The sequence below is a fragment of the Halobacteriovorax sp. GB3 genome, from assembly GCF_028649655.1.
GTDB lineage: Bacteria > Bdellovibrionota > Bacteriovoracia > Bacteriovoracales > Bacteriovoracaceae > BSW11-IV.
Genome location: NZ_JAQSLN010000002.1, coordinates 45,017 through 67,854, shown reverse-complemented (window position 1 = coordinate 67,854; position 22,838 = coordinate 45,017). Strand labels below are relative to the sequence as shown.

Annotated in this window: 22 protein-coding genes; 10 read left to right on the top strand and 12 right to left on the bottom strand. The window is 36.7% G+C overall.

Annotated features, from left to right (window positions below; genetic code table 11):
* Nucleotides 1-7: 7 nt before the first annotated feature.
* From HBN50_RS05030 to HBN50_RS05010, 5 genes are all read right to left on the bottom strand, one after another.
* A complete protein-coding gene (locus HBN50_RS05030; protein WP_273868424.1) occupies nt 8-1,651 on the bottom strand; it encodes an ABC transporter substrate-binding protein in 1,644 nt (547 codons plus the stop codon).
* A 107-nt stretch (nt 1,652-1,758) separates the two neighbouring features.
* Nucleotides 1,759-2,442, bottom strand: a complete 684-nt coding sequence (locus tag HBN50_RS05025) for a hypothetical protein (protein WP_273868423.1) — start codon at nt 2,440-2,442, stop codon at nt 1,759-1,761.
* Nucleotides 2,443-2,466: 24 nt separating this feature from the next.
* Nucleotides 2,467-3,165 (bottom strand): class I SAM-dependent methyltransferase, encoded by a 699-nt coding sequence (locus tag HBN50_RS05020; protein ID WP_273868422.1) that lies wholly within the window; start codon nt 3,163-3,165, stop codon nt 2,467-2,469.
* Nucleotides 3,165-3,779 (bottom strand): hypothetical protein, encoded by a 615-nt coding sequence (locus HBN50_RS05015; protein WP_273868421.1) that lies wholly within the window; start codon nt 3,777-3,779, stop codon nt 3,165-3,167. Before HBN50_RS05015 ends, HBN50_RS05020 begins: the two co-directional genes overlap by 1 nt.
* A gap of 8 nt (nt 3,780-3,787) precedes the next feature.
* The gene (locus tag HBN50_RS05010; protein WP_273868419.1) at nt 3,788-4,219 is read right to left on the bottom strand and encodes a hypothetical protein; all 432 of its coding nucleotides are present in this window, start codon (nt 4,217-4,219) and stop codon (nt 3,788-3,790) included.
* Between the two features lie 136 nt (nt 4,220-4,355).
* On the opposite strand from HBN50_RS05010, the gene HBN50_RS05005 reads away from it, so the two are divergent.
* The 4 genes from HBN50_RS05005 to HBN50_RS04990 all read left to right on the top strand — a co-directional run bounded on the left by HBN50_RS05005 (nt 4,356) and on the right by HBN50_RS04990 (nt 7,759).
* Nucleotides 4,356-5,225 (top strand): trypsin-like serine peptidase, encoded by an 870-nt coding sequence (locus HBN50_RS05005; RefSeq protein WP_273868418.1) that lies wholly within the window; start codon nt 4,356-4,358, stop codon nt 5,223-5,225.
* A complete protein-coding gene (locus HBN50_RS05000; RefSeq protein WP_273868417.1) occupies nt 5,222-6,133 on the top strand; it encodes a hypothetical protein in 912 nt (303 codons plus the stop codon). The genes HBN50_RS05005 and HBN50_RS05000 overlap by 4 nt, the downstream gene beginning before the upstream one ends.
* 474 nt (nt 6,134-6,607) lie before the next feature.
* Entirely contained in the window at nt 6,608-7,432 is an 825-nt protein-coding gene (locus HBN50_RS04995) for a DUF6588 family protein (RefSeq protein WP_273868415.1), read from the top strand.
* A 24-nt stretch (nt 7,433-7,456) separates the two neighbouring features.
* Nucleotides 7,457-7,759 carry a hypothetical protein gene (locus tag HBN50_RS04990; protein WP_273868414.1) on the top strand — a complete coding sequence of 101 codons (303 nt, stop codon included), beginning with the start codon at nt 7,457-7,459 and terminating at the stop codon, nt 7,757-7,759.
* Nucleotides 7,760-7,774: 15 nt separating this feature from the next.
* Here HBN50_RS04990 and lepB read toward each other — a convergent pair whose 3' ends face one another.
* The 3 genes from lepB to groES all read right to left on the bottom strand — a co-directional run bounded on the left by lepB (nt 7,775) and on the right by groES (nt 10,629).
* Nucleotides 7,775-8,542 carry a signal peptidase I gene (gene lepB / locus HBN50_RS04985; protein WP_273868412.1) on the bottom strand — a complete coding sequence of 256 codons (768 nt, stop codon included), beginning with the start codon at nt 8,540-8,542 and terminating at the stop codon, nt 7,775-7,777.
* A 122-nt stretch (nt 8,543-8,664) separates the two neighbouring features.
* Nucleotides 8,665-10,311 (bottom strand): chaperonin GroEL, encoded by a 1,647-nt coding sequence (groL, locus tag HBN50_RS04980; RefSeq protein WP_273868411.1) that lies wholly within the window; start codon nt 10,309-10,311, stop codon nt 8,665-8,667.
* A gap of 30 nt (nt 10,312-10,341) precedes the next feature.
* Nucleotides 10,342-10,629 carry a co-chaperone GroES gene (groES, locus tag HBN50_RS04975; protein WP_273868410.1) on the bottom strand — a complete coding sequence of 96 codons (288 nt, stop codon included), beginning with the start codon at nt 10,627-10,629 and terminating at the stop codon, nt 10,342-10,344.
* Nucleotides 10,630-10,850: 221 nt separating this feature from the next.
* Here groES and HBN50_RS04970 point away from each other — a divergent pair, with 221 nt between their 5' ends.
* Nucleotides 10,851-12,686, top strand: a complete 1,836-nt coding sequence (locus HBN50_RS04970; RefSeq protein ID WP_273868409.1) for a chloride channel protein — start codon at nt 10,851-10,853, stop codon at nt 12,684-12,686.
* 52 nt (nt 12,687-12,738) lie between these two features.
* The gene (locus tag HBN50_RS04965) at nt 12,739-14,601 is read left to right on the top strand and encodes a FecR family protein (RefSeq protein ID WP_273868408.1); all 1,863 of its coding nucleotides are present in this window, start codon (nt 12,739-12,741) and stop codon (nt 14,599-14,601) included.
* Between the two features lie 70 nt (nt 14,602-14,671).
* Here the strand turns inward: HBN50_RS04965 and polA are convergent, their stop codons facing one another.
* Both polA and HBN50_RS04955 read right to left on the bottom strand, forming a co-directional pair.
* Nucleotides 14,672-17,362 (bottom strand): DNA polymerase I, encoded by a 2,691-nt coding sequence (gene polA, locus HBN50_RS04960; protein ID WP_273868407.1) that lies wholly within the window; start codon nt 17,360-17,362, stop codon nt 14,672-14,674.
* 55 nt (nt 17,363-17,417) lie between these two features.
* On the bottom strand, nt 17,418-17,912 hold the full coding sequence (locus HBN50_RS04955; protein WP_273868406.1) for an RDD family protein: 495 nt from the start codon (nt 17,910-17,912) through the stop codon (nt 17,418-17,420).
* A 150-nt stretch (nt 17,913-18,062) separates the two neighbouring features.
* On the opposite strand from HBN50_RS04955, the gene trxA reads away from it, so the two are divergent.
* The 4 genes from trxA (at nt 18,063) to HBN50_RS04935 (ending at nt 20,242) form a co-directional block, all read left to right on the top strand.
* Nucleotides 18,063-18,386: a thioredoxin gene (gene trxA, locus HBN50_RS04950; protein WP_273868404.1), complete on the top strand. Its 324-nt coding sequence runs from the start codon at nt 18,063-18,065 to the stop codon at nt 18,384-18,386.
* Between the two features lie 130 nt (nt 18,387-18,516).
* On the top strand, nt 18,517-19,170 hold the full coding sequence (locus HBN50_RS04945; protein ID WP_273868403.1) for a MotA/TolQ/ExbB proton channel family protein: 654 nt from the start codon (nt 18,517-18,519) through the stop codon (nt 19,168-19,170).
* A gap of 28 nt (nt 19,171-19,198) precedes the next feature.
* Entirely contained in the window at nt 19,199-19,729 is a 531-nt protein-coding gene (locus HBN50_RS04940) for an ExbD/TolR family protein (RefSeq protein WP_273868402.1), read from the top strand.
* A 6-nt stretch (nt 19,730-19,735) separates the two neighbouring features.
* Entirely contained in the window at nt 19,736-20,242 is a 507-nt protein-coding gene (locus tag HBN50_RS04935) for a biopolymer transporter ExbD (RefSeq protein WP_273868401.1), read from the top strand.
* A 6-nt stretch (nt 20,243-20,248) separates the two neighbouring features.
* Here the strand turns inward: HBN50_RS04935 and HBN50_RS04930 are convergent, their stop codons facing one another.
* Entirely contained in the window at nt 20,249-20,686 is a 438-nt protein-coding gene (locus HBN50_RS04930; RefSeq protein ID WP_273868399.1) for a hypothetical protein, read from the bottom strand.
* Between the two features lie 115 nt (nt 20,687-20,801).
* On the bottom strand, nt 20,802-22,829 hold the full coding sequence (locus HBN50_RS04925) for an AgmX/PglI C-terminal domain-containing protein (protein ID WP_273868397.1): 2,028 nt from the start codon (nt 22,827-22,829) through the stop codon (nt 20,802-20,804).
* Nucleotides 22,830-22,838 lie beyond the last annotated feature (9 nt).

Here is a 22,838-nt window from a genome sequence, read left to right as displayed (position 1 = left end):
AGGCTTACTACTTATCTAACCACCAATAACTTGTACCAACTTCATAAGTGTAGGAGTCTTTTGGTCTTTTCAGATCTTTTGTGTGTCCGTAGAAAACATACTTTCTATTGAAAAGGAAAGTATACGGAGCATCTTCAGCAATTAGCTTAAAAACTTGATTTAGCTTTTGAATTCTTTTTTCTCTATCAGAAATCATTCTCGCTTCATCAATTAGCTTATCAACTTTTGGGTTCGAGTAACTTACAAAGTTAGAACCTTGGTTTTCAATTGAGCTTGAGTGCCAAATTTGTTTTGGATCCCAGTCAACCGAACCAGATCCCCAAGCTAGACGAACAGCTTCAAACTTTCTTTCGTTAAGAAGTTTTACAAATGTGTTCCATTCGATGAATTTAATGTTTACATCAATACCAGCTTGCTTAGCATCTTCTTTGAAAATTGTAAGATACTTAACAAAGTCTTGTAGTGGCTCAAGGATGGTGAATGAGAATTTTACTTTCTTTCCATCAATCATCTTATCCAGAATCATGTCACCATCAGTATCTTTCCATCCTTCTTTTCTAAGGATTTCAAGAGCTTTCTTAGGATTATAATCAATTGGCTTAACACTTTTATTCGCGTATGGAGAAGTCTTATAAAGAGGTCCCGTAGCTTGTTCAGACATATTGTATGAGAACTTCTCAATCATCTCTTTCCTGTTGAAAAGGTGAGTTAGAGCAACACGAACATTTTTAGAAGCAAAAAGTGGATTAGCAATGTTCCAACCAACAAACCCATAACCTTGTGGTGCTTTGTTTGTTGTCTTTACTTTAAAAACAGATTTTCCCCAACGTGATGAATTAGTTTTCTTAACAAACTCTTCTGGAGTTAGCTCTAGAAAGTTAAGGTCACCCTTCTCTAGACGCTGAAGAGCAATTGTTGAATCTTTAACAAAACGAAGAAGAACGTTATCATAGTTATACATTCCTTTATATTCAGGAACACTATTTCCCCACCACTTCTCATTCTTAACAAGACGAATAAACTTTCCTCTTCTCATTACTTTGAAGATGTAAGGACCTGTACCAATAAGAGTCTTATTAAGTTTTTTCTCTTCTTTCTTAGTAGGGTTTTCATAAACATGCTTAGGAACAATTCTTAGTCCGTTGGCAACAACGTTAAAGTTATTGAAGTAAGGCTTCTTAACAGAAAACTTAACTTTATTTGGAGCTAGAATTTCAACACCTGCGATATTTTCAAAATAAGGCTTCTTTGGTGCTGTCTTATACTTATTTTTTGGGTGCATGATTGCATCAAAAGAAAATTTAACATCTTCAGCAGTAAGTGGTTTTCCATCATGCCACTTAACACCTTCTCTTAGAGTAAAGATAAAAGTTTTTTCATCTTTAGAAACTTCCCACTTCGTTGCAAGTGCAGGAATTGTTTCTAGAGTGTCAGGATGTTGCATCGTTAGATATTCCATAACATAGTCTTGAACTTGTCTTGCTGGAACATCTGAAGAAGATAGTGCGTTTAGAGTTGTTGGTTGTGACGAAAGATTGTACTTATACGTCCCACCTTGTTTTGCATCAGGGCTTCCAATGGCCGCTTGAGCATTCGAAGAAAAGGCCAGTGATATAAGGGCCAATCCTAGAAGCATCTTAAATTTTGTCATAGTCTTTCCTTTGCTACGGATCTACAAAATACATTTAATTTCTTCAATTTAATGAAGTAAATTTGTACAGAATTTTAGTCAATTTGACCAGTAGCAAAACGACACCACTATTTTTTATAGTACAGGCGGGGATCCAATGACCATCGATCGGCCTTGAGGTTTTCATCTTCGACACGATACTTTTCAAGCTTATGACTCACCTCATCAAGGCGAATTTCGATTCCTTTATAATTACGCATCGAATTAACGCGATCCTCTTCTAAAGACTGAATCTCTTTTTTCCACTCCAATAATAGTTTTTGTCTCAAAACTTCGTAGCGAGAATTCACGGCATTTACTTTTTCAATATGACTGTCCAGATCACGCTGAACATGGGAGAGCTTACTCTTTAAGGCCAACCTCTTTTTTAAAAGAATCTCGACCACCTCTTTTCCCATCTTCAAATTATTAACAAGGTCTTGAGAAAAGAAATTGAGATAAACACCTCTATCCAATGAAACCGATTTAGAGCACTCATACGGGTTCGGAATTTTTAAGAGAATATAATCACTTGTTCTTCCTGCCACGTAAGAGCGACAACGACGCAAATTAGCTTGTTGATTCCAAAACTCAACAACATCTTTTTTGTTCACATATTTTATATTGGGAAAGTCGGCCTTAATCTTCAATAGGCCCGCCTCAACTTGAAAAGAACTAATACGACCAGAGAAATATCCCTCTGTGGCATCAGCAAAAGAGATGTCAGAAAATAAGAGAAAAAAAGTCAGGAATTTTATAACAACATTACGCATTAATCTTATTTCAACCTAAAATGGCTAATTTTGTAAGCCAGAAGAAGATTCCCTAGGCTTTTGTAAAATGATACTCGTCGTGAAATCTTTGCGATGAAGTGGCTCTTCAAACTTAAGTGTTCGCATCTTAGGAAAGATTTTTAACAATTCCCCCTCTTCAAAAACTTCACCTAAATCAATTTCCTTATCTTTCGAAATAGACTCTTGTCTTTTAGTAAAGGCCTCAAATATGAGAATTCCACCAGGCTTTAACCATTCGAAGAATTTTTCATTAATGGCCTTATCAACAAAGTAAAAACAAATGATCGCATCCAAAGAGTTCTTTTCAACTTTATAATCTTCAATTGATGAAAGTACTGGGTCAATTCTTACGTCAAATTCTCTAGCTAAGAGCTTAGCTTTTCGAATAGCGATGGGACTAATTTCCACTCCTGTGACTTTATATCCCTTTGTCGCGAGGAAAACCGCATTACGCCCTTCTCCCATACCAATATCGAGAACACGACTCCCATGAGGAATATAGTCATAATTCTCTGCTAGAAACTTTGAAGGTGCCTTTCCATAGACATATCGTTCTTTATTAAACTTCTTATCCCAAAATAATTGAGACTTTGAATTATTTCTAATCCCAGAGAGCAGCTCAAAACGATTTCCAGAAACAGCTTGTCTAGCTAAAGAAAAATTTGAAATGAGTAAGAGTGAAAGAACTAAAAATATTCGCATTAAAGATCCTTTAAATCTTCCTTGTTGAAGACACCTAAAATAGTGTCCTCTCCTGCGAGGTTTTTTGAAGGATCTCGATCGTTGAAAACTTCATCAGAGCTCTCTTCACTACTTTCTGGTAGCTCAGTCTCTTCTACATCAAAATCAATATCCGGAAGATCGATCAAATCCACTTGTTCGAGATCAATTATTTCCTCTTCATCTTCACCTTCTTCACCACCCTCTCCATCATCATTTGGGTCGAGTTCTGCTTGAAGATAAAGCATCAGATTCGAATACAATTCTTTGAGTTCTCTTAGAAAGTGACGAACATTATCATCAACTGTCACAGGCATATCGTCAGTATGATAGAGGTACCATCTCATATCATCAACTTTTGTATAAAAAGCATCTAAGCTAATAATCACATCTTCACTACAATACTTCAGATCGCCCATTGAAATGGATGGATACTTAGAGATAAAAATTTCTTTGAAATGATCTCTTGTGCGCTTTTGAGAAAAGATCGCGAGGTATTCACTTTCTCTACTCTTTAAACGATTAAAGAGATTATTAGCATCTATTTTAAGAAGAGTTAAAATCCTTGTCGTAAAAACATCATCACGATTATTCATCAATCATCCTAATAAGGGAGTTTTGCTCTTCTCCCTCCAGGCCATTTCCCTGACTTATTAATACTATCTTTATATATTGTAAGCGATATTTCTTCGACAAGCTCGTAAATATCTACCGGCAAATTTAGGTGGTGATAACATCCCTTACGATGAACAGATGAGTCGACATGTTGTGGACCAAATGAGCTTGCATCGAAAACAACTAAGCGCCCCGATTTCATCGCGAAATCGAGAAACCTTCTCTTTGCCACAAGAAATTTTGATCTCGCTTCCATGCTTTTTACAAGACAAATGATATAGTCGCGATTTTTCAACTTCATCTGAATGAGATCTTGAAGGCGAATTGGAATAAGCTTAACGCCATATTCATTAAGAACTCTTGTGAGATAGAAAAACTCACTATTTAAATTCTTTTCAAACTGAAGATAGAAAATATGCATACAAGCCTCCTAACAACTTATCGGAGACTAAAAAGCAAAGATAACCTACTGAAATTAAGTCGGAACTTTTTGCCATTTTTCAGTAATTCTTACAGGGGGTATTTGTGTAAAATCCCGATATCACATATTAAAAAGTATGAAAAAAATCGTCTTTTTTACTCTCCTTTTATGCCTTCAAGCACGCGCCGATATTTTCGGTGAAGATAATCGTAGAGAAGTTCTCCTCGATGCACCCTTAAAAGTTCAAGAGATCGCAAGATCCGTTGGAGCTTTTGTAGCAAATGAAAATATTAATTTCGATACTTATCAACTATCTGGCTACAAGCTACAAAAGAAATACTTCAACTTTTGCTCTGATGAATCCTTTGCCCATCAGCAGTCGATTGCAAATTGTTCCGGCGCCCTTATCTCAGAAGACCTCTATTTAACAGCGGCTCATTGTATTGGTGAATATTCAGAACAAGAAGAGACATGCAAAAACTATTCTGTCGTTTTCGATTATCAAAATAAAACATTCGATCAAAAAGAATACTCCGTAACAAAAGACGACGTATATCGATGTAAAAAAGTTGTTTATGTTGATGCTGGAGAAAATTTCTTTCCAAGAGATGTCGCAGTAATTCAGCTTGATCGAAAAGTTAAAAATAGAAAACCTCTAAAACTGTCGAATAGAAAACCCCTACTCAATGAACTCATCTATATGATTGGCTTCCCTCTAGGAATAAGCCAAAAGTACGTTGAGCCTTCTCCAGTTCTCGAAGTCAAAGAAAATAAAGCAAGCTTTCGACACCAGCTCGATACATTTAGCGTGAACTCGGGTTCTCCAATTTTCGACGAAGATCACAATATTTTAGGAGTTCTCGTACGAGGAACAGGTACTAATTTCAAAAAGGATCCCCACAAGAAATGTAACCGCTGGGGACGCAATAAAATAGAAGAGGGCTATGGTGCGGCGAATTTCTCTAACCTTATTGATCTCGATTTGATCAAAGGAATTAAAAAATGAATAAAAAACTAGTTTTAGGATTAAGTGCAACTATTCTCATTGGTAGTGCTTCTACTTTTTTATTCAAATCTGACTCTGAAGAGTTAACATCTGATATCTTTGAAGAAAAGAAGGCCTTTGAAGTTGATAAAGTGACAAGTCAATTAAGTGCAATAAAAAAAGCATCTTCAAAAGAACTTGTTGAAGATCAAAATCTTGACGAGCTCAATGAAAGGTTTAAGGCCGCACTTAAAATCGACAAGACAGATGATAAGATTGTTGCTTTTCTTTCTGTAAAAATGCAACAGAACAAAGAAAATAAGAAACTTGAAGAATTTGTAGGTTTTTTAAAAGAATATAAACTTTTTAAAAAGATTCAAGATGAAGTTCTTTTAGAGCTTTCTGAATTAGAAAAAGAAAACCTCATTGAATTTTCAACAGCACCTCTTGTGCAAAAAGTAACAGAACTCGCTCAACAAGCAGCGATGTCTGCAGCTGAGAACGAAAAATATGTTGAATACCTTTCTGAATTTGACGAAGAAAATGAAGACTCAAAAAAGATTCAATTAACAAAAGAAATATTAAAAAAGGGAGATCATCTCAAACAACAAAAAGCACAAGTAGAAGCCGTTGTTACAGCGATGATGAAGCCTCTCTTTCTTGGACTTATGCCAGATCAATCTGAGCAAGAAATTGATAGTAAAGTTTCGAATGTAGTAACAAATGCAAAAGAACAGTTGGAAGAACACTTTCTTGCAACAAACTTTTATACTTATCGAAATCTTACGTCCGAAGAACTTGAAGAGTATAGAGATCTTTATACTAGACATCCTCATGAGCTTTATACAGATAAACTCACAACTGCGATGAAGAAAGTTCTTTCTAATTTCGGTTCAGACTTCGCAAAATTCATTAAAAAAGAAAAATAAAAAAGGCCCCTATTAACAAAGACTCATTGTTAATAGGGGCCTTAATTTTGGTTGCATTAGATAGGAGAAATTTTCAAAAGGGAGAGAGGGAATGGAAATTACTCTTTTTTGCAACCAGTTCATTCATCCTTGAATCATTTAAGCTACTCTTCGGGTTCTTCATCCTTGAATCCCCCTTACTTCTGTCTATATACATTGCGAATACGGTGCCAAGTTTTTACCGGGCTAACTGTCTAATTCCTCATGGCCACTGTCAAATGAGTGACAAAGTGATCTGGGCCATATTGCCTCTACTCCTGTTTACAGGGCATTAAGTGGGATCATTTTAGCTTCACCCTTTTTTTGTTTTCAAAAAAATGACGTATAAAACGACTGTTTTACTCCAGTCTATTTTCATCTGGAATACAGTTCCCCCCTATATCCCGCTCCAGTTTGAGGTAAGAATAAAATACGAATAGTTACAGGAGGTAACTTATGAAATCTCTCTTTTTAGTTCTTCTAAGTCTACTCACGACGAGCAGTCTTGCAGCAAGTCCCAAGTTCGATACCATCGATCAAGATGACTTCAATAAAATAAGTAAAGAATTTGGAGCCAACGCTGTCCACGCTCTCGTTGCACCGGCCAACCCTCTAGGGGAAATTTTTGGTGTCGAAGCGGGTATAAATGCAGGAGCAACTAAGACTCCAGAGATTGAAAAATTAGTAAAAGAACAAGACTCAAGTGTGTCCATTGGAGCGATCCCCCATGCAAACCTCTTTGCTGCCGTTTCAGTTCCCTTTGGAATTACATTTGAACTTACATACTTACCTAGTGCTGACTTAGGAGACGTTAGTGTGGGAGGTAACTCTCAAGCAATCAAGTGGAACTTCGATCGAATTCTCTTTCCAAAGGTACCGATTTTAAATATGGCCCTTCGAGTTCACCGATCGAGTTTTAATTTAGATTTCGATCAAACAATTAACAACTCTTCAACAGGAAATATTGATGTTAACTCTACCATCGATTTAGACACTACAACTTGGGGTGCTCATCTCATGGCAGGTGCGAACCTCTTTATCTTTAAACCCTACGCCGGCTTTGGTTACGTTAGCACAAAAACAGAACTCGACGTTGACGCATCAACGGGAACGATCTTTGATACGAGCTTTTCAACAAATCAAAAAGAATCAAAATCGCACAGTGGAACACATTACTTCGTAGGATCAGAGTTAGATCTTCTTCTCCTACATATTGGAATTGAATATGCGAAAATCATGGATATTGATCGCTATACAGCTAAGTTCAGTCTTGCTTTTTAAATAAGATTTTGATTAATAGAGAACATGGAAAATAATCAAAATACACAACAATGTTTTATCATAACTCGCCAAGGGATGTTTATGTATGGCTCGAGGGCCGGACTTTCTCTAGAAGACTTCTTGAAGAAGTTACAACTTTCTGAGGAAGACTTTCATCAAAAATCCAACGGCTACGTACTTACAAGAAAACAGTATACAGCGATGCTTTATAAAGCGGGTGTATTGAAAATCATGAGTGAGCTAACAGATGAAGAGCAAGGTGTTCTTGGAAAAGTTGCGACAACTGATTTGATTCAAGAATTAGAAAGAAGAACAAGGAGAGGTTAAACCTCTCCTTTTTTTTTAAAGAAGCTTACCGATTCGCCAAGGTCTGAAATGAAAATCTTCTTCTGACCAAGGATAAACCATATTAAACCAGACCATGAATGCACGACCGTGAAGGTGTGAATGAGGAACAGTTCCCCACTGTCTTGAATCTGATGAATAATCTCTATTATCACCCATAAAGAAGTACTCTCCCTCTGGAACTGTAAATTTAGAGATATTTAAATGCCTCGGATATGTTACATTTTCAGCTGTAACAAATTCCTTACCATTAGAAAGCTTGTACTTATAAAACTCTAGGGCAGAACGATCATACTTAGGCTCATCATAAAGCTCAACATGATCCTTTCTCTCCTCAGCGCTTACTCTTACCTTCTCCATTGCTACACCATTTAGGTAAACAGTGTTGTCGATAACTTCAATTTCGTCTCCAGGTAGCCCTATAAGTCTTTTTACAAAGAGAATAGATCTATCCTTTGGAAATTCGAAAACAATGATATCTCCTCTTTCTGGAACTGACGGACCTGTTAAGTAAACAGGGTCACCAAAAAGATCAGAGTATGGAAGTTTAAATCCATAGGCCATTTTATTAACAGCAATAAAATCACCAATGGCATTTGTTGGCAAAAGAGAACCTGATGGGATGTGGTTTGGTTCTAGAAAAGAAGATCTAAAAGCGAAAACAGAAAGGATGATAATCACGTATGACTTAAGTTCCTTTATAAATTTCTCTTTCTTTGTTAAATCATCCACTGGAGTTTCTTCCGCTTTTTTTGTCCAAAGCATTTTTATTTTTCCTTAGCTAAAATAATCTATTTGATAATTTTATAAGATTGTCTCTAGAATAAAAAGGGGGGATTTTTCAATCCCCCCATTATTAAGTACTTTTAGTGAAAAATGAGTGTTTATTACATCATTCCTGGCATTCCGCCCATTCCACCCATACCACCAGCTGGCATACCTGGAGCAGCGTCATCTTTTGGAAGATCTGCGATCATTGTTTCAGTAGTAAGCATTAGACCAGCAACAGATGCAGCATTTTGAAGAGCTGATCTTGTTACTTTTGTTGGGTCAATGATACCAGCAGCAACAAGGTTTTCGTACTTGTCTTCACGAGCGTTGAAACCAAAAGTTACATCACCTTTGTTTTTAACTTCGTTAACAACAACAGAACCTTCAAGACCAGCATTTGAAGAGATTTGTCTTAGTGGCTCTTCAACAGCTCTTTTCACAATTCTAATACCAAATTCCTCTTCAGCATTTGAACCTTTTAGACCATCAAGAACTGTTGCAGCATGAATAAGAGCAGAACCACCACCAACAACGATTCCTTCTTCTACTGCAGCTCTTGTAGCATTAAGAGCATCTTCAACTCTGTCTTTTTTCTCTTTCATTTCTGTTTCAGTTGGAGCACCAACGTTGATTACGGCAACACCACCAGCGAGCTTAGCAAGTCTTTCTTGTAGTTTTTCTTTGTCATAATCAGAAGTTGTTTCTTCGATTTGCTTTTTAATTTGAGCAACTCTAGCTTCAACAGCATCTTTATCACCTGAACCATCTACGATAGTTGTATTTTCTTTATCAATAGAGATTCTCTTAGCAGAACCAAGGTGAGTTAGATCAGCCGTTTCAAGGCTCATTCCAAGCTCTTCAGAAATCACAGTTCCACCAGTTAGTGTTGCGATATCTTTAAGCATTTCTTTTCTTCTATCACCAAATCCAGGAGCTTTAACAGCTGCAACATTTAGTGTCCCTCTTAGCTTGTTTACAACAAGTGTTGTTAGAGCTTCACCTTCAATATCTTCAGCGATAATAAGAAGTGGTCTAGAAGTTTGAACAGCTTTTTCAAGAAGTGGAAGAAGCTCTTTCATGTTAGCAATTTTCTTATCAGTAATAAGAATATTTGGAGCATCAAATCCAACTTCCATCTTTTCTGGATTCGTTACGAAATATGGAGAAAGGTATCCTCTATCAAATTGCATACCTTCAACAACGTCTAGAGTTGTTTCAGCCGTCTTTGATTCTTCAATTGTAATAACACCTTCATTACCAACTTTTTCCATCGCTTCAGAAAGAAGTTTTCCAATTTCAAGGTCATTGTTTCCAGAGATTGTTCCAACTTGAGCGATCTCTTCAGAAGTTTTAATCTCTTTAGACATCTCTTTAAGTTTAGTAACAACTTGCTCTACTGCTAGGTCAATCCCTCTTTTAAGATCCATAGGATTGTGACCAGCTGTAACAAGTTTTACTCCTTCTCTATAAATAGCTTGAGCTAGAACAGTTGCTGTCGTTGTTCCATCACCCGCATCTTCATTTGTCTTTTGCGCAACTTCTTTAACCATTTGCGCACCCATGTTTTGGAAGTTGTTCTCTAGTTCAATTTCTTTTGCTACAGAAACACCGTCTTTAGTGATGTGTGGAGCACCAAAAGATTTTTGAATAACAACGTTTCTTCCCTTAGGCCCTAGAGTAACTTTAACAGCGTTAGCAAGTTGGTTAACACCTTCAAGAATTAAACTTCTCGCATCTTCTGAATACTTTAGTTCTTTTGCCATTTTTATCTCCTAATATGTGATTAATTTTAATTATTGTAGAACACCAAAAATTTCGTCTTCTTTCATGATTAGATACTCTTGACCTTCAACTTTAATTTCAGTTCCCGAGTACTTCCCAAAAAGAATCTTATCTCCAGTTTTAACTGTTAGTTGAGCAAATGTACCATCTTTAAGTCTATAACCTTGACCAACTGCTACAACTTCACCTTGAGAAGGTTTTTCAGCGTGATTATCTGGAATGATGATCCCACCAGCTGTTTTAGTTTCTTCTTCAAGTCTCTTAACAAGAACTCTATCCTGTAATGGCTTAACTTGCATACGTCCTCCTAAATAGACATTGTTTTCAATTGCATTGATAAATATTTAATAACTCTAAGTTGGTATGTATTAAACCAATGTCAATGGTAGTTAGTCCAAATTTTTTTTGGTCCTGGACACTTTAATGGTGGCAATGCGTCTAAAAACTTGTAAAAACCTTGATTTTCCTCTTACCACGAAGGTGAAATGGGTGTACGTTATGAGAAATACACTTCTGGCTAATGCAACGAGTAAAGAAATTGAAAGACAGACAAATCAGAAAATTTAACTTCATTGGAAAGTTCATTAAGACCGACAAGGCCGAAGAGAGAACTTACCTCGCCTTGACCCTAATCACAGGGTTTCTCGCGGCACTAGTTGCTGTCTCACTGCACAAAGTAACACACTACTTAACTGACCTTATTGGGAGCCATGAGCCATTTACTTTAAAGACTTTTCTTTTTGGTGGACTCTTCATCCTCATATCAGGTTGGTTAACGACGAGAAAATTCCCTTCAACATCGGGTTCAGGTGTTCCAGGGGTGAGAATTGCCTTGGCCGTTTTCCATGGAAAGATCAAACTTCAAGATACTCTTGCCAAATTTGTAACCTCAGCACTTAGTTTATCTTCAGGAGTTTCTCTCGGTCGAGAAGGACCGACTGTCGCAATTGCCTCTGGTATTGGATCATTTTTGGGAACATTTTTTCAAATGTCTAAAAAGAGAGTTAAGGCCCTCGTTGCAGTAGGTTCTGCTGGTGGAATTGCTGCTGCTTTTAATACTCCAATATCAGCTGTTGTTTTTACTCTTGAAGAAGTCGTCGGCGATCTCAATGCTAAGGTACTTGGGTCTATTGTCGTCTCTTCAGTTGTTGCATCAATTACGGCCACAATGTTAACCGGAACAGATGCTACCTTCTCTCAGCTTTACTATAAGTTAAGTGATCCTAGAGAGCTCATTTTCTATCTCATTATTGGATTAGTTGCTGCAGCTCTTGGACCACTATGGATGAAACTCGTTCTTTATATGAGAAAAAAGAGTATCGTCATTTTCAAGCACCATAAACTTACGCCAATGGTAACTGTTTTCATAATGATTGGCCTTTTATCGCTTATCCATCCAGGTGTACTTGGTAGCGGTCACGGAAAAATCGAAGAAACTCTTCTCTCTCTGATTCTTGACTGGAAGATTCTCTTAACTATTTTTGTCTTAAAATTCTTTGGGACAAGTCTATGTTACGCCTCTGGAATTTCTGGTGGACTTTTTATGCCAACTCTACTCATGGGTGCGACTCTTGGAAGTTTAGTTGGATCAGTGGCCCAAACTCTTTTTCCTGAAATAACTTCCAATACAGGAGCTTACGCCCTTGTTGGGATGGGAGCTTATTTTGCGACAGTCATTCGCGCTCCATTTACATCTATTCTTATCGCCTTTGAAATGACGAGAGACTACAACATTATTGTTCCGCTCATGATTGCCAATATTGTAGCCTACGTTATATCCAGTCGTTTTACTAACGGCTCGATTTACGAAGAAATCTCTGAGCAGGATGGAATTCACCTTCCTAATCGAGATGATCACGATGTCTTAGAGACCTTAACCGTCGATGAGGCCATGGTGCATGATGTGGTCTCGCTCAATGCAAATCTCTCTGTTAAAGAAGCTCTACAAGGAGTCAAGGGAACTGATATCTCAGGATTTCCTGTATTGAAAAATGGACGCCTAATAGGAATGATCTCTCGTTCAGATATTGGAATCAATTTTGCGAAAGGAAATTGCGACACTCATATTGAACATTTATGCGAGAGAAAATTAATTAAAATCTATCCAGACCAATCTTTAATGGTTGCCTTTCACAGACTTAATAAATTTCAAGTTAGCCGTCTTCCTGTTGTAAGTAGAATCAATGATAAAAAGTTGATTGGAATCATTACTGCTGAGAATATCGTCTGCCAATTTGGATACCACATCCAAGAAGGCGATGAAGAAAGACGCCCACTTGAAGAATATGAACAGGAGTACGAGAAGCTCTTACAAAACATAGAGTCTCCTTCTTCAATTCAAGAAACCAAAAAATAGTTAAGAAAAAACTACCTCTTTACTCTCGGACAAAGCTACATAAAATAAGTTTATGAAACTTATCGCCCTCGCCCTTATGTTCCTTGCATGCGGATTTGCACATGCAAACCTGATCACTGTTGTAAATTTATCGGGAAAAGTCTCATCCATTATCCCCACTCAACAGGAAGAAGAACATGTTTTTAAGAAAAAAACTTATCCCACTAAAACAATATTTAAGACTAAAGAGAAGAGTTTTGTCCAAATTCAGTATCTCGGAATTAATACGACGATAGGGCCAAATTCCGAAGTTCAAATCACTCTCCCAAATTCAAAAAAAGAGACTCACTCAATGATTAATCTGACTAAGGGAAAGATTAGGTCTTGGTCGAAAAAAAACCAAGGCAAGCTCTATATTCACTCTAAATCGGCAGCTATTGGTGTTAGAGGAACGGACTTTATTGTTACATATAATCCTATTAACAGAATTTCCTCTTTATTAACTTTAAGAGGAGAAACAGAAATACAAAAAAGACCCGATAGCGAAATATTCGATGATGAAGATATAACGTTACCTGAGCAAGAAGTTCTTAGAAACGAACTTGATTCCTATCAAAAAAATTTTGTAAAACCAGGAGAACTCTCTTCAAGCTATCCTGGAGAGCAATTGACTACAAACGCAATTAAGATTTCTAACGAGCAATTCAATGTCCTCTTAAAAAATACAACTCTGGCTAAAGAAAGTTCTCCTTCTACCACCGATGCAAGTGAATCAATCCCTCACGCTCCTAAACTCACTGAAAAAGAGGGTGTCTTCGAAGATAATACAGATAAGATTTTAGATGGAGGCTACTTTGATCTCAATACAGGTTTTTATATCTCTCCACCAAATGATTCAGGCGTTATTCCCAAAGAGTATGGAGAAATCGATCAAGTTACAGGTGAATATATTCCACCAAAAGGACTTATCCTCGATCCACTAAAAGGATTCATCAGCGTTGTTGGTGAATCAATTGAAAAGCTCAAGGAGATCAGAAACAAACTGAATAGAAAACTTGAGAATGAAATTTTTGAATTGAAAGAGAAGGCAGACCTAAGTGCTGAGATTAAATCTAATTATCGCTATCAAAACTATTCTTATGAAAGATTTTTCTTAGTCCCAAATAGAATAACGAAGACAGATATCCACCAGATAAATATAAAGGGGAAATTACAACACAATACTTTTAGCAATAAACGTTACGATTGGCGCCCCTCTCTTTTTGGATCTCTAAGCTATAATTCCCGAAGATCAAATGAAGAGGCCAAAAGAAATGATGAGGCTTTTTTTGGTGGCTCCCTTCAATTTAAAAGAAAATTCTTACTTTTCAAAAAGATGGCCAATTTTAGCTTCACACCTCGTATGAAGCTGTCATTTCGCGACCTAAATAACGAAAGTGACTTTGACTACTATTCAAGAGAGCTTAACTTTAGAACAAGTTTTAATACTTACTATTCTGGTCTTAAACAACTGAAGTTCAAATTAAATTACACAACATTTGAATCTTATCAAAGTCAACAGCTCGGCAAGCTATTTTCTTTTTCAACTGAAATAGACTTCTTTAAAACGCGACAATTCGAACTCTCTTCATCAATCTCTCTTGGTCATCGCGATTACAATCAAGAACAAGCTGTCATGAATTCTACTTCTATTGATCTTTTACTTTATAACATAGCGAGAAAAACAGATTTAGAAATGAAATTTAAAACTCAAAATTTATTTTATGATCACAGTCAGACAATAAAAGAGTGGAATTCGTCTTTAACAATCGACAGAAGAAAAGGTCCGTTTTTAAAGTATTATATACAGTTAAACTTCGAATCAATATCAGGTTTCGGTCGAGCAATAAATCTCGATGGTCTTGCAAGTGAAGTCGGGCTCAAAGGATTCTTCTAAAAGAGAGGATTCAAAAAAACGCGCTCCTCACCTGCTTTTATAAGCAAGAAGATAAGCGCGTTACTTATAACTATTTAAGATCAAACCAGTTAACCCCATAGCCCATATCAACAGAAAGTGGAACTCTTAAATTGACAACTTTTTCCATCCCTTCACGAACAATCGCCTTCATTTGCTCAAGTTCATTTTCAGGAACATCGAAAATAAGCTCATCGTGAACCTGAAGAATCATCTTGGACTTAAGCTCTTTTTCTTCAAGAGTCTTTTGGATATTGATCATGGCAATTTTAATAATATCAGCGGCAGTTCCCTGAATTGGACTATTGATGGCCATTCTTTCGGCGTTAGCTTTAATATTTCTATTACTCGACATAATATCTGGTAAAAATCTCTTTCTTCCATTCAATGTTATTGAGTATCCCTTAACCTCAGCTTCTTCTTTTAAGGAGTCTAAATAAGATTTAACTTTATTAAATCTTTCGAAATATCTATCTATATATTCTTTTGCATCTCTTCTTGAAATTTTAAGTGCCTTTGCTAATCCAAAAGAAGACTGTCCATACATCAGACCAAAGTTAACTGCCTTTGCTTTGGAACGATCATTTGATGTTACCTCGTCAACAGAGACACCCATGATCTCAGAAGCCGTCTGAGTGTGAATATCAATTCCATCGTTGAAGGCCTTAAGCATTGTTGGATCTTCAGAGAAATGAGCAAGCAGTCGAAGTTCAACTTGGGAATAGTCGGCCGCTAAAAGGAGATTACCAGGACTCGCGATAAAACCTTTTCTTACAAGTCTTCCCGTCTCTGAACGAATCGGAATATTTTGTAAGTTTGGATTCACAGACGAGAGTCGACCCGTTTGAGCGATATGCTGATTAAAGCTTGTATGAATCTTTTTATCTTTTTCATTAACCAATTGTGGAATTGCTTTTACATAAGTTGAAAGAATTTTTCCAATTTCGCGATATTGCAAAATAAGACTTGGAACTTCTGAGATATTTCTCGAAGCGAGGTCCTCTAATACTTCTGAGTCTGTAGAAAAACCAGTCTTCGTTTTTTTAACAACAGGAAGTGCTAGTTCATTAAAGAGAAACTCTCCAACTTGTTTAGGAGAATTTAAATTAACCTCATTCTCACTATATTTATTAATCTTTGCTTGAATTGAATCAATTTTTTCAGTTAACTCTTTTTCAAACTTTGAAAAATAAGCAGGGTTAATAAGAACGCCTTCTTTTTCCATCGAAGCGAGAACAGATATAAGCTTTGCATCAACATTATAATAAATTTCTTCAAGCGCATGCTTTTTTAAATCTTCTTTATAAGACGCTGACAAATTAAAAATTACAGCGGCCCTAAGTCCAGCAAACTGAAGAGCTGATTCATCATCTAATTCTGTTATAAAGGGATTTTTTTTATCCATTGGAGGAACTTCCTCTCCAATGCTTTGTGCAAGACTCTCAATACTGTGATTTCCACCTGTATTAATATTGTAGTGAACCTGAACAACATCAAAGACTCTAGCATTAAAAGGAAGATTATTAACTAGAGCATAGGTATAATCTCTCTTCCCATGTTCTGTTTGAATTTTCTTGGTCTCATCACCCCAACTCATTTTCAACAATTCAAGAGATAATTCTTTATTTTTGTTATTTCTTAAATCTAGAAAATAAGCCTTTCCTTCCTCAAAAGAAAAAGCAAGACCAATAAGATTTCTCATAATCTTATCTTCACTGTCATATTCAGTATGAAGGGCGAAAAATTCGCTCTCTTTAACTTGCTTTTTCAATAATTCAATTTGCTCTTCAGAGGAGATCGCAACAAGTTCAGTATCAATGGCCTTCTTTTCAAAAACAGTTGGTTCACTTAAGCCGCCATCATTCTGCTCTGTTTGAGCAATCTGATATTGCATATCTTTTAACTTTTTAAGAACCGTCTTAAACCCAAGTCCCTTAAGATATTCAATGAGTTCATCACTTGGATAGAATTTATACTCTGTATCAGAGGCCTTATGTCCTAATTCAACATCAGTAACAATTTTAATTAATTTCTTTGAAAGTAAACCATCATCTAAATATTCACTAAAAGCCGTTGTTAATTTTTTACCTTTAAACGTATCTTTTGCCTCAATACAGGCATCGAGCGTACCATGCTCTGCTAATAGTTTAGCAGCACCCTTAGCGCCAATCCCCTTCATTCCAGGAATATTATCAGACGTATCTCCCACCATAGAAAGGTAATCAACGATCTGATCTGGCTTTACACCCATCTTCTCAAAAACACCTTCCGAATCGTAGAGCTTATCTTTCATCGTATCGAGCATGTAGATATTATCGCCCACAAACTGCATAAGGTCTTTATCACCTGAGGCAATATAAATTTCATCAAAGTCATTTTTCCACTGAACACAGGCAGATCCAATAATATCGTCGGCCTCATAATTGTCATCCATCGAATATGGAAGTCCCATTTGATCAATAAGCTCTCCAATCAGAGCAAATTGAGGAACAAGATCTTCTGGTGGTTCAGATCTATTGGCCTTATAGGCATCATAGAGTTCATTTCTAAATGATCCACCTTTTGTATCTCTTGCAAGGAGAACATGAGTTGGTCTATACGTAGAAAGAAGCTTTAAAAACATACTCAATACGCCATGAACAGCATTAACAGGAACACCTTCAGGCGAATGTAGTGGACGGATAGCGAAAAACGCTCTGAATATAAAATTTGAAACATCGACGACAATGAGACGTTTAGACATAAATAGGCTCCTTATTACTAAGGATCAATTTATCAAATTGGGAACCAATAGAAAACTAAGCTTTTTCAGTTACGTCAAACCAACTAGTCTTAGTTTTTTTATTTAAAGAGATTCTCTCCCCATCATTGGCCATAACCGTTGTGTCTGCCATGACATCACCTAAACGATGCCCAGAGTCGAGTTTTTGAAGAAGGTAGACTTCAAGAACCAAAAGAGGAATACCTATAACAAGAGAGATAACCCACCCCCAAAAAGGGATGATTGCAAATGCCAAAGGGACAATGATTGGAAGGTTTCTAACAATAGATTGCTTCACGCTACATGGACTGCCATCTTCGAGTGAAATAACCGAGAATCCCATAAAACGCTTACCAACCGACTGCCCATTTTGCAGAGAGTCTGAAACACAGAGATAAACAATTGCTAGAATGAGTCCTACTGGATAGAACAGTGAAAGAACTAAAACTATAAACAAATCAATAGCTTTCGCGATCAATCGCGACAATTTTGCTGCTCGAATGCTCTTTTTTAGTAAATATTTTCTGTCCATAAAACCATTCTATCTTATTGAATTTCTTAATTATATTGGGCATTTATTGCCAAGTCCAGCAAATGTAAATGTAACAAAACTTCACAAGAGCTCACTTATATTATAATAATAGTATTACAAAAAAAGGTTAAAATACTTAGGAGAATTATAATGGCCAATGTAAACAAAACTGATAAAGCTAACTTTCAAAATGACGTTCTAAACTCTGACAAGCCAGTTCTTGTTGATTTTTGGGCAGAGTGGTGTGGTCCGTGTCGTTCACTTGCTCCAATTCTTGACGAAGTAGCAACAGAGGTTGGCGAAAATGCATCTGTTCTAAAAGTTAACGTTGATGAAAATGGTGAGCTAGCTCAACAATATGGAATCCGCGGTATTCCAACAATGATCTTCTTTAAAAATGGTGAACCAGCAAAAACTCTTGTTGGAATTCAGACAAAAGAAGAAATCAAAAAGACTCTAGAAGAACTTTCATAATCTAAAAAGCCCCGTTTCTCGGGGCTTTTTTTTTCTCTAAATTATTCGGCACAATTTTCCTCGAGCATTCAGAACTCTCTATTTAACTTAAAATACATTAAAGGTTTGATTTAAAAGGAGAAGTTCGACCATGGAAGCTTTGACAAATGGAATTAACGGCGTAGCTACGTTCATCCAAAGTGGTGGTGCATTTATGTGGGTCATCCTCTTAATTTGGGGAATTGGTATCGCCATTGCGATAGAGAGATTTATGAAGCTCTCATTTAAGTTTGATGTAGATGGAGCATCGTTTATGAACGAACTTCAACGCTACATTCTTTCAAATGACATTCAGGGTGCAATCAGAGTTTGCTCTGGTTCAGTTGCTGCCCTACCAAAAGTACTAAAGAGTGGACTTAAAAGAAGCACATCAACTCCTTCACAAGTTCAAAATGCAATTGATGCTACAGCACTAGAAGTTATCCCTAAGGTTGAACTTAGACTTAACTACCTACAACTGATTGCAAATATCGCGACTCTCTTTGGACTACTTGGAACGATCCAAGGTCTTATTCAATCATTCTCAGCTGTTGCTGCAGCCGATCCAGCTCAAAAAGCAGAACTACTTGCGAAAGGTATTTCTCAAGCAATGAACACAACATTTCTTGGTCTTTTAGCTGCGATTACAATCATGATGCTTCACACTTTTCTATCAAGTAAGTCTGAAAAAATCATCAACGAGATTGATGAGTTTTCAGTAAAGCTCATGGACCTATTAGGAACTAAGAAAGAGCAAGGGGAATAATTCCCCTCGCCTTTTTCAAGGAATACAAATGTATCAAGCGCCAAGTAGAAGAAAAACAAGAAGTGAAGTTAAGAAGCCGAATCTAATTCCTATTCTAGATTCTGTTTTCATTTTCATTTTCTTCCTTCTCATGTCTGCTAACTTCATTAAAGTTTATGAAATTCCAAGTGATGTTCCAATCGTCTCAAGTGCTCCGCCACCAAAGTCGAAGGAAAAGCCACTGGCACTAACTTTAAAGATCTACCAATCTTCTATTGTTCTCTACACAGGAGTTCCCTCTAGAAAAGTTAGGTCTTTCGGTAAAACAGCCGATGGAAAGTATGACTTAGAAAGGTTACACGGTTACTTAATTGATCTTAAAAAGAGAAATCTAAACGAAGCAACTGTTGTATTAGAACCGATTGTTGATTTAGCTTACGACGACATTGTTCAAATAATGGATGCCGTTCGCTATCTTAGAAAAACAGATCCAGATATTTTTATTAAAGGAAAAGACGGTCTCGATACAAAAGTTGACTCTCTTTTTAATAAAATTATTTTTGGAAATATTCAAAGTTAGGTTGTTATGAGAAATAGTAGATTAATTCGTAAAAGAGGAAGATCTAGGAAGAAAGAAGTACTTGATCTAGATATCACTTCCCTACTCGATATTCTCGTTATTCTTCTCGTTTTTCTACTTAGAAGTTATAACAGCTCTGGTGTTGTTCTCAATGTCCCAAAAGGTGTTGAACTACCAAAGTCTGAGTCATCTTCAATTAATACTTCCGGTGTAATGGTTCAAGTTTCACCAGATAAAATTTGGGTAGATGATAAGCTTATCTTAGATAATTCAGAAACTGGTGCCCATAACTCTAGAGACAGAAGAATTATCGCTCTTTATAACGAACTCGTTAAAAAGAAAAATGAGATTAAAAGAGTTGAGAAGATGTCACCTAATGCAGACAAGTTCTCAGGTAATATCAATCTCATTATCGATAAAACAATCAAGTATAGTTTTATGAAAAAGCTAATGCTCACTTGTGCTGAAGCAGGTTTCAAATCCTATAAATTTATTGTTCTAGGTGAAGAATAGATTTTTCTAGAAATAGAATAAACTTCCAATAATTACCATAATGGCCAGATTTGCATGAATGATTTTCGTGAACTTCTGGCTTTTTCTATACTCTCTTAGTGAAACTAATAAGAGTAAAGTCGACCACCCTATTGTTGAATACTTAATAACAATCATTGTATAGGGATCAAATGGAACGATATCAACGAAAGTCCCAATAATAAAAATAAGGCCTACAAAGAGACTAAAGATGAGCCGTGCAAAAAACTTATTTCGGTCTTTTTCAAAAGGATTAAGAACGTGCGAGTTACGATTGGTAAGGTGATTATAAGAGAGGATCGCCAGAAGTAGTGTGGCAATATCAGTATTATCTTCAAATCCATCCAAAGCTTCCAGTAAACACAGAACTGTGAAGAGGACAAAGAGTGCGAGTCGAATTTTAGATGCTTCCAATATCTTTTGCATAACCTTATAACCTATCGGATAGATTATAGCAGTTCATTAAGTTAGATTAAAATCTTCATGTAATAATAAATACTTAGAAAGATTCTGGAGGGAGGCTCCCTCCAGAACTTGGCACTTAAATTGACTTTGGATAGAAGTTAATTGGTTGCTTAACTGAAACAGAACCACCACCCATCGGCTCAGGGAATTTAATCCCTCTAAGGACGTTGGCCACACAGCTTCTTACAGAGAGCGGCATACGAGAGTCTTGAGACTGAGCTGCTACTCTTGAAACGTGACCAGAGGCTCCAATAGTAAAGTCTAGTTTTACGATACCGTTAAATGCTCTTGGAGACTTCTCTAGAACAGATTGATAACAAGATCTAAATTGACTTGCATGGGCCATAATTAATCTTCTAATAATATCAGGATCCATTGACCCAAGAACAACGGTACGATACGGAAGACCAGCTGTTGCGATATTCTTTTTATTTACGATTCCATCAACACCTTTTGAGCGATCGACTCGTCCAGAGCTGACACCTTTGAAATCCCCTACTTCTGTTGAGACTTCGGCCGTTTCGACTTGCATACTCTCTCCACCCTCAAACGAGCTTGAAGTACTTCCACCAGAACCTCTGTTATTTACAACAGGCTGAATACTTTTAGTTGATCCCCCCTTGGCCATAAGAGAGCTAAGTGACGATTTGAAATCAATTGATTTATAAGTATCAACACTACCTTGAGACTTCGCATTTACTTTATTACTTCTAGCTGTACTCTTACTATTTCTTGAACCACCACGCTTATTATCAGTTCGTGTTACGCGTGTTGTTTTCGTCTTAGTTGGACCTTTACGAGGATTCGCCTTTTTAACTGGTGCAACTTTTTTAGCAGCAAGATCACCCTTCGGTTGCTTTGTCGCCTTTTGCGTTTTAGCGACTTCCTTTTTCACATCTGGAGTCGGCTTTTTACGTGTCTGTGTTGGTGATTTTTGGTTCACCTTAGGCGCTGTTTTCGTTTTATCGATGGCCTTATTCTTAGAGATAACAAGTTTCTTAGGCTTATAAAGAATAGAAGCAAGGCGCTCTGGTGCCTTTTCCTTTTCCAACTCTTTATCAACTTCAAAAAGCTGCATGGCAAAGAGAAAAGTTAAAAGAAAAAGAAATACCGCCAGCAAAATCTTTTTCAAAGAGTTATCTCTTCTAAAAACAGGAGCTGCATCTACTCGTGGTGGAGCATCCGTACCTCTAACAAATATTTGAAGATCTCCCTTAGAGAATCTAAAAATATCATCTTGATTCAGGATGACTGAACCACTAACCTTTTCATTTTTCCCACTGTCAGTGAGAGTCATCATTTCAAATCCAGGAACAGGACTTACAAATGTCTCACCACCTTTGATATCAACAAATGGAATCTTCTCATTTTTACCTAAATAAGGATATTCAATATCAGAATCTTTAGCATCCCATCCCTTTAAGTGGTAGAGACCATCCTTTTGTGGAAGGTAATCAACAGAGAGGATCTCTCCTTGAAAAAGAGTGACTACTTCAACAGCGGCATGAGCGATATCGTAGTGAAAAATAGGATAAAGAGTTTCAACATCTTCGAAAATATATTCACTGAATTCTGCCTTAGGATCTTTCCCTAACGGATAGACAACACTTACCTCTTCTTTTCCACTCGTTTCTTTTTTAACAACGATTGGCTTGCTCGGAAGAGCCGGAGAAGATGGTTTTTCTACTTGCACAGGCTCATTTGGCACAGCTGCAATTGGAGGAAGATCTTCAATTTTACCTGGTAGAGGCAGATCATCTAAAACAGCAAGAGGTGCTTTAGGAATATCTACTTTATTATATTTCCTTAGTTCAAAATCAATATCTCCAAAAGTAATGACATCAGAAAGGTTTAATTCCTTTGCGACAACACTCTCTCCGTTGATTTTTGTACCGAATTTAGAATTCATGTCATAGACTTTTAAGGCCGATGTTCCAGAGATCTCTAGAACCGCATGAATTGGATTAATTTTCGGGCTATTAATAACAAGGTCACACGTTTGAGAAGTACCAATAATGAAGCGCTTCTTCTTGATGCGAATACCTTTTTTCAATTTATTAGAATATAATTCTAAATCTGTTGGTTTTTGAACTTCTAAGTTCACAGGCTCACT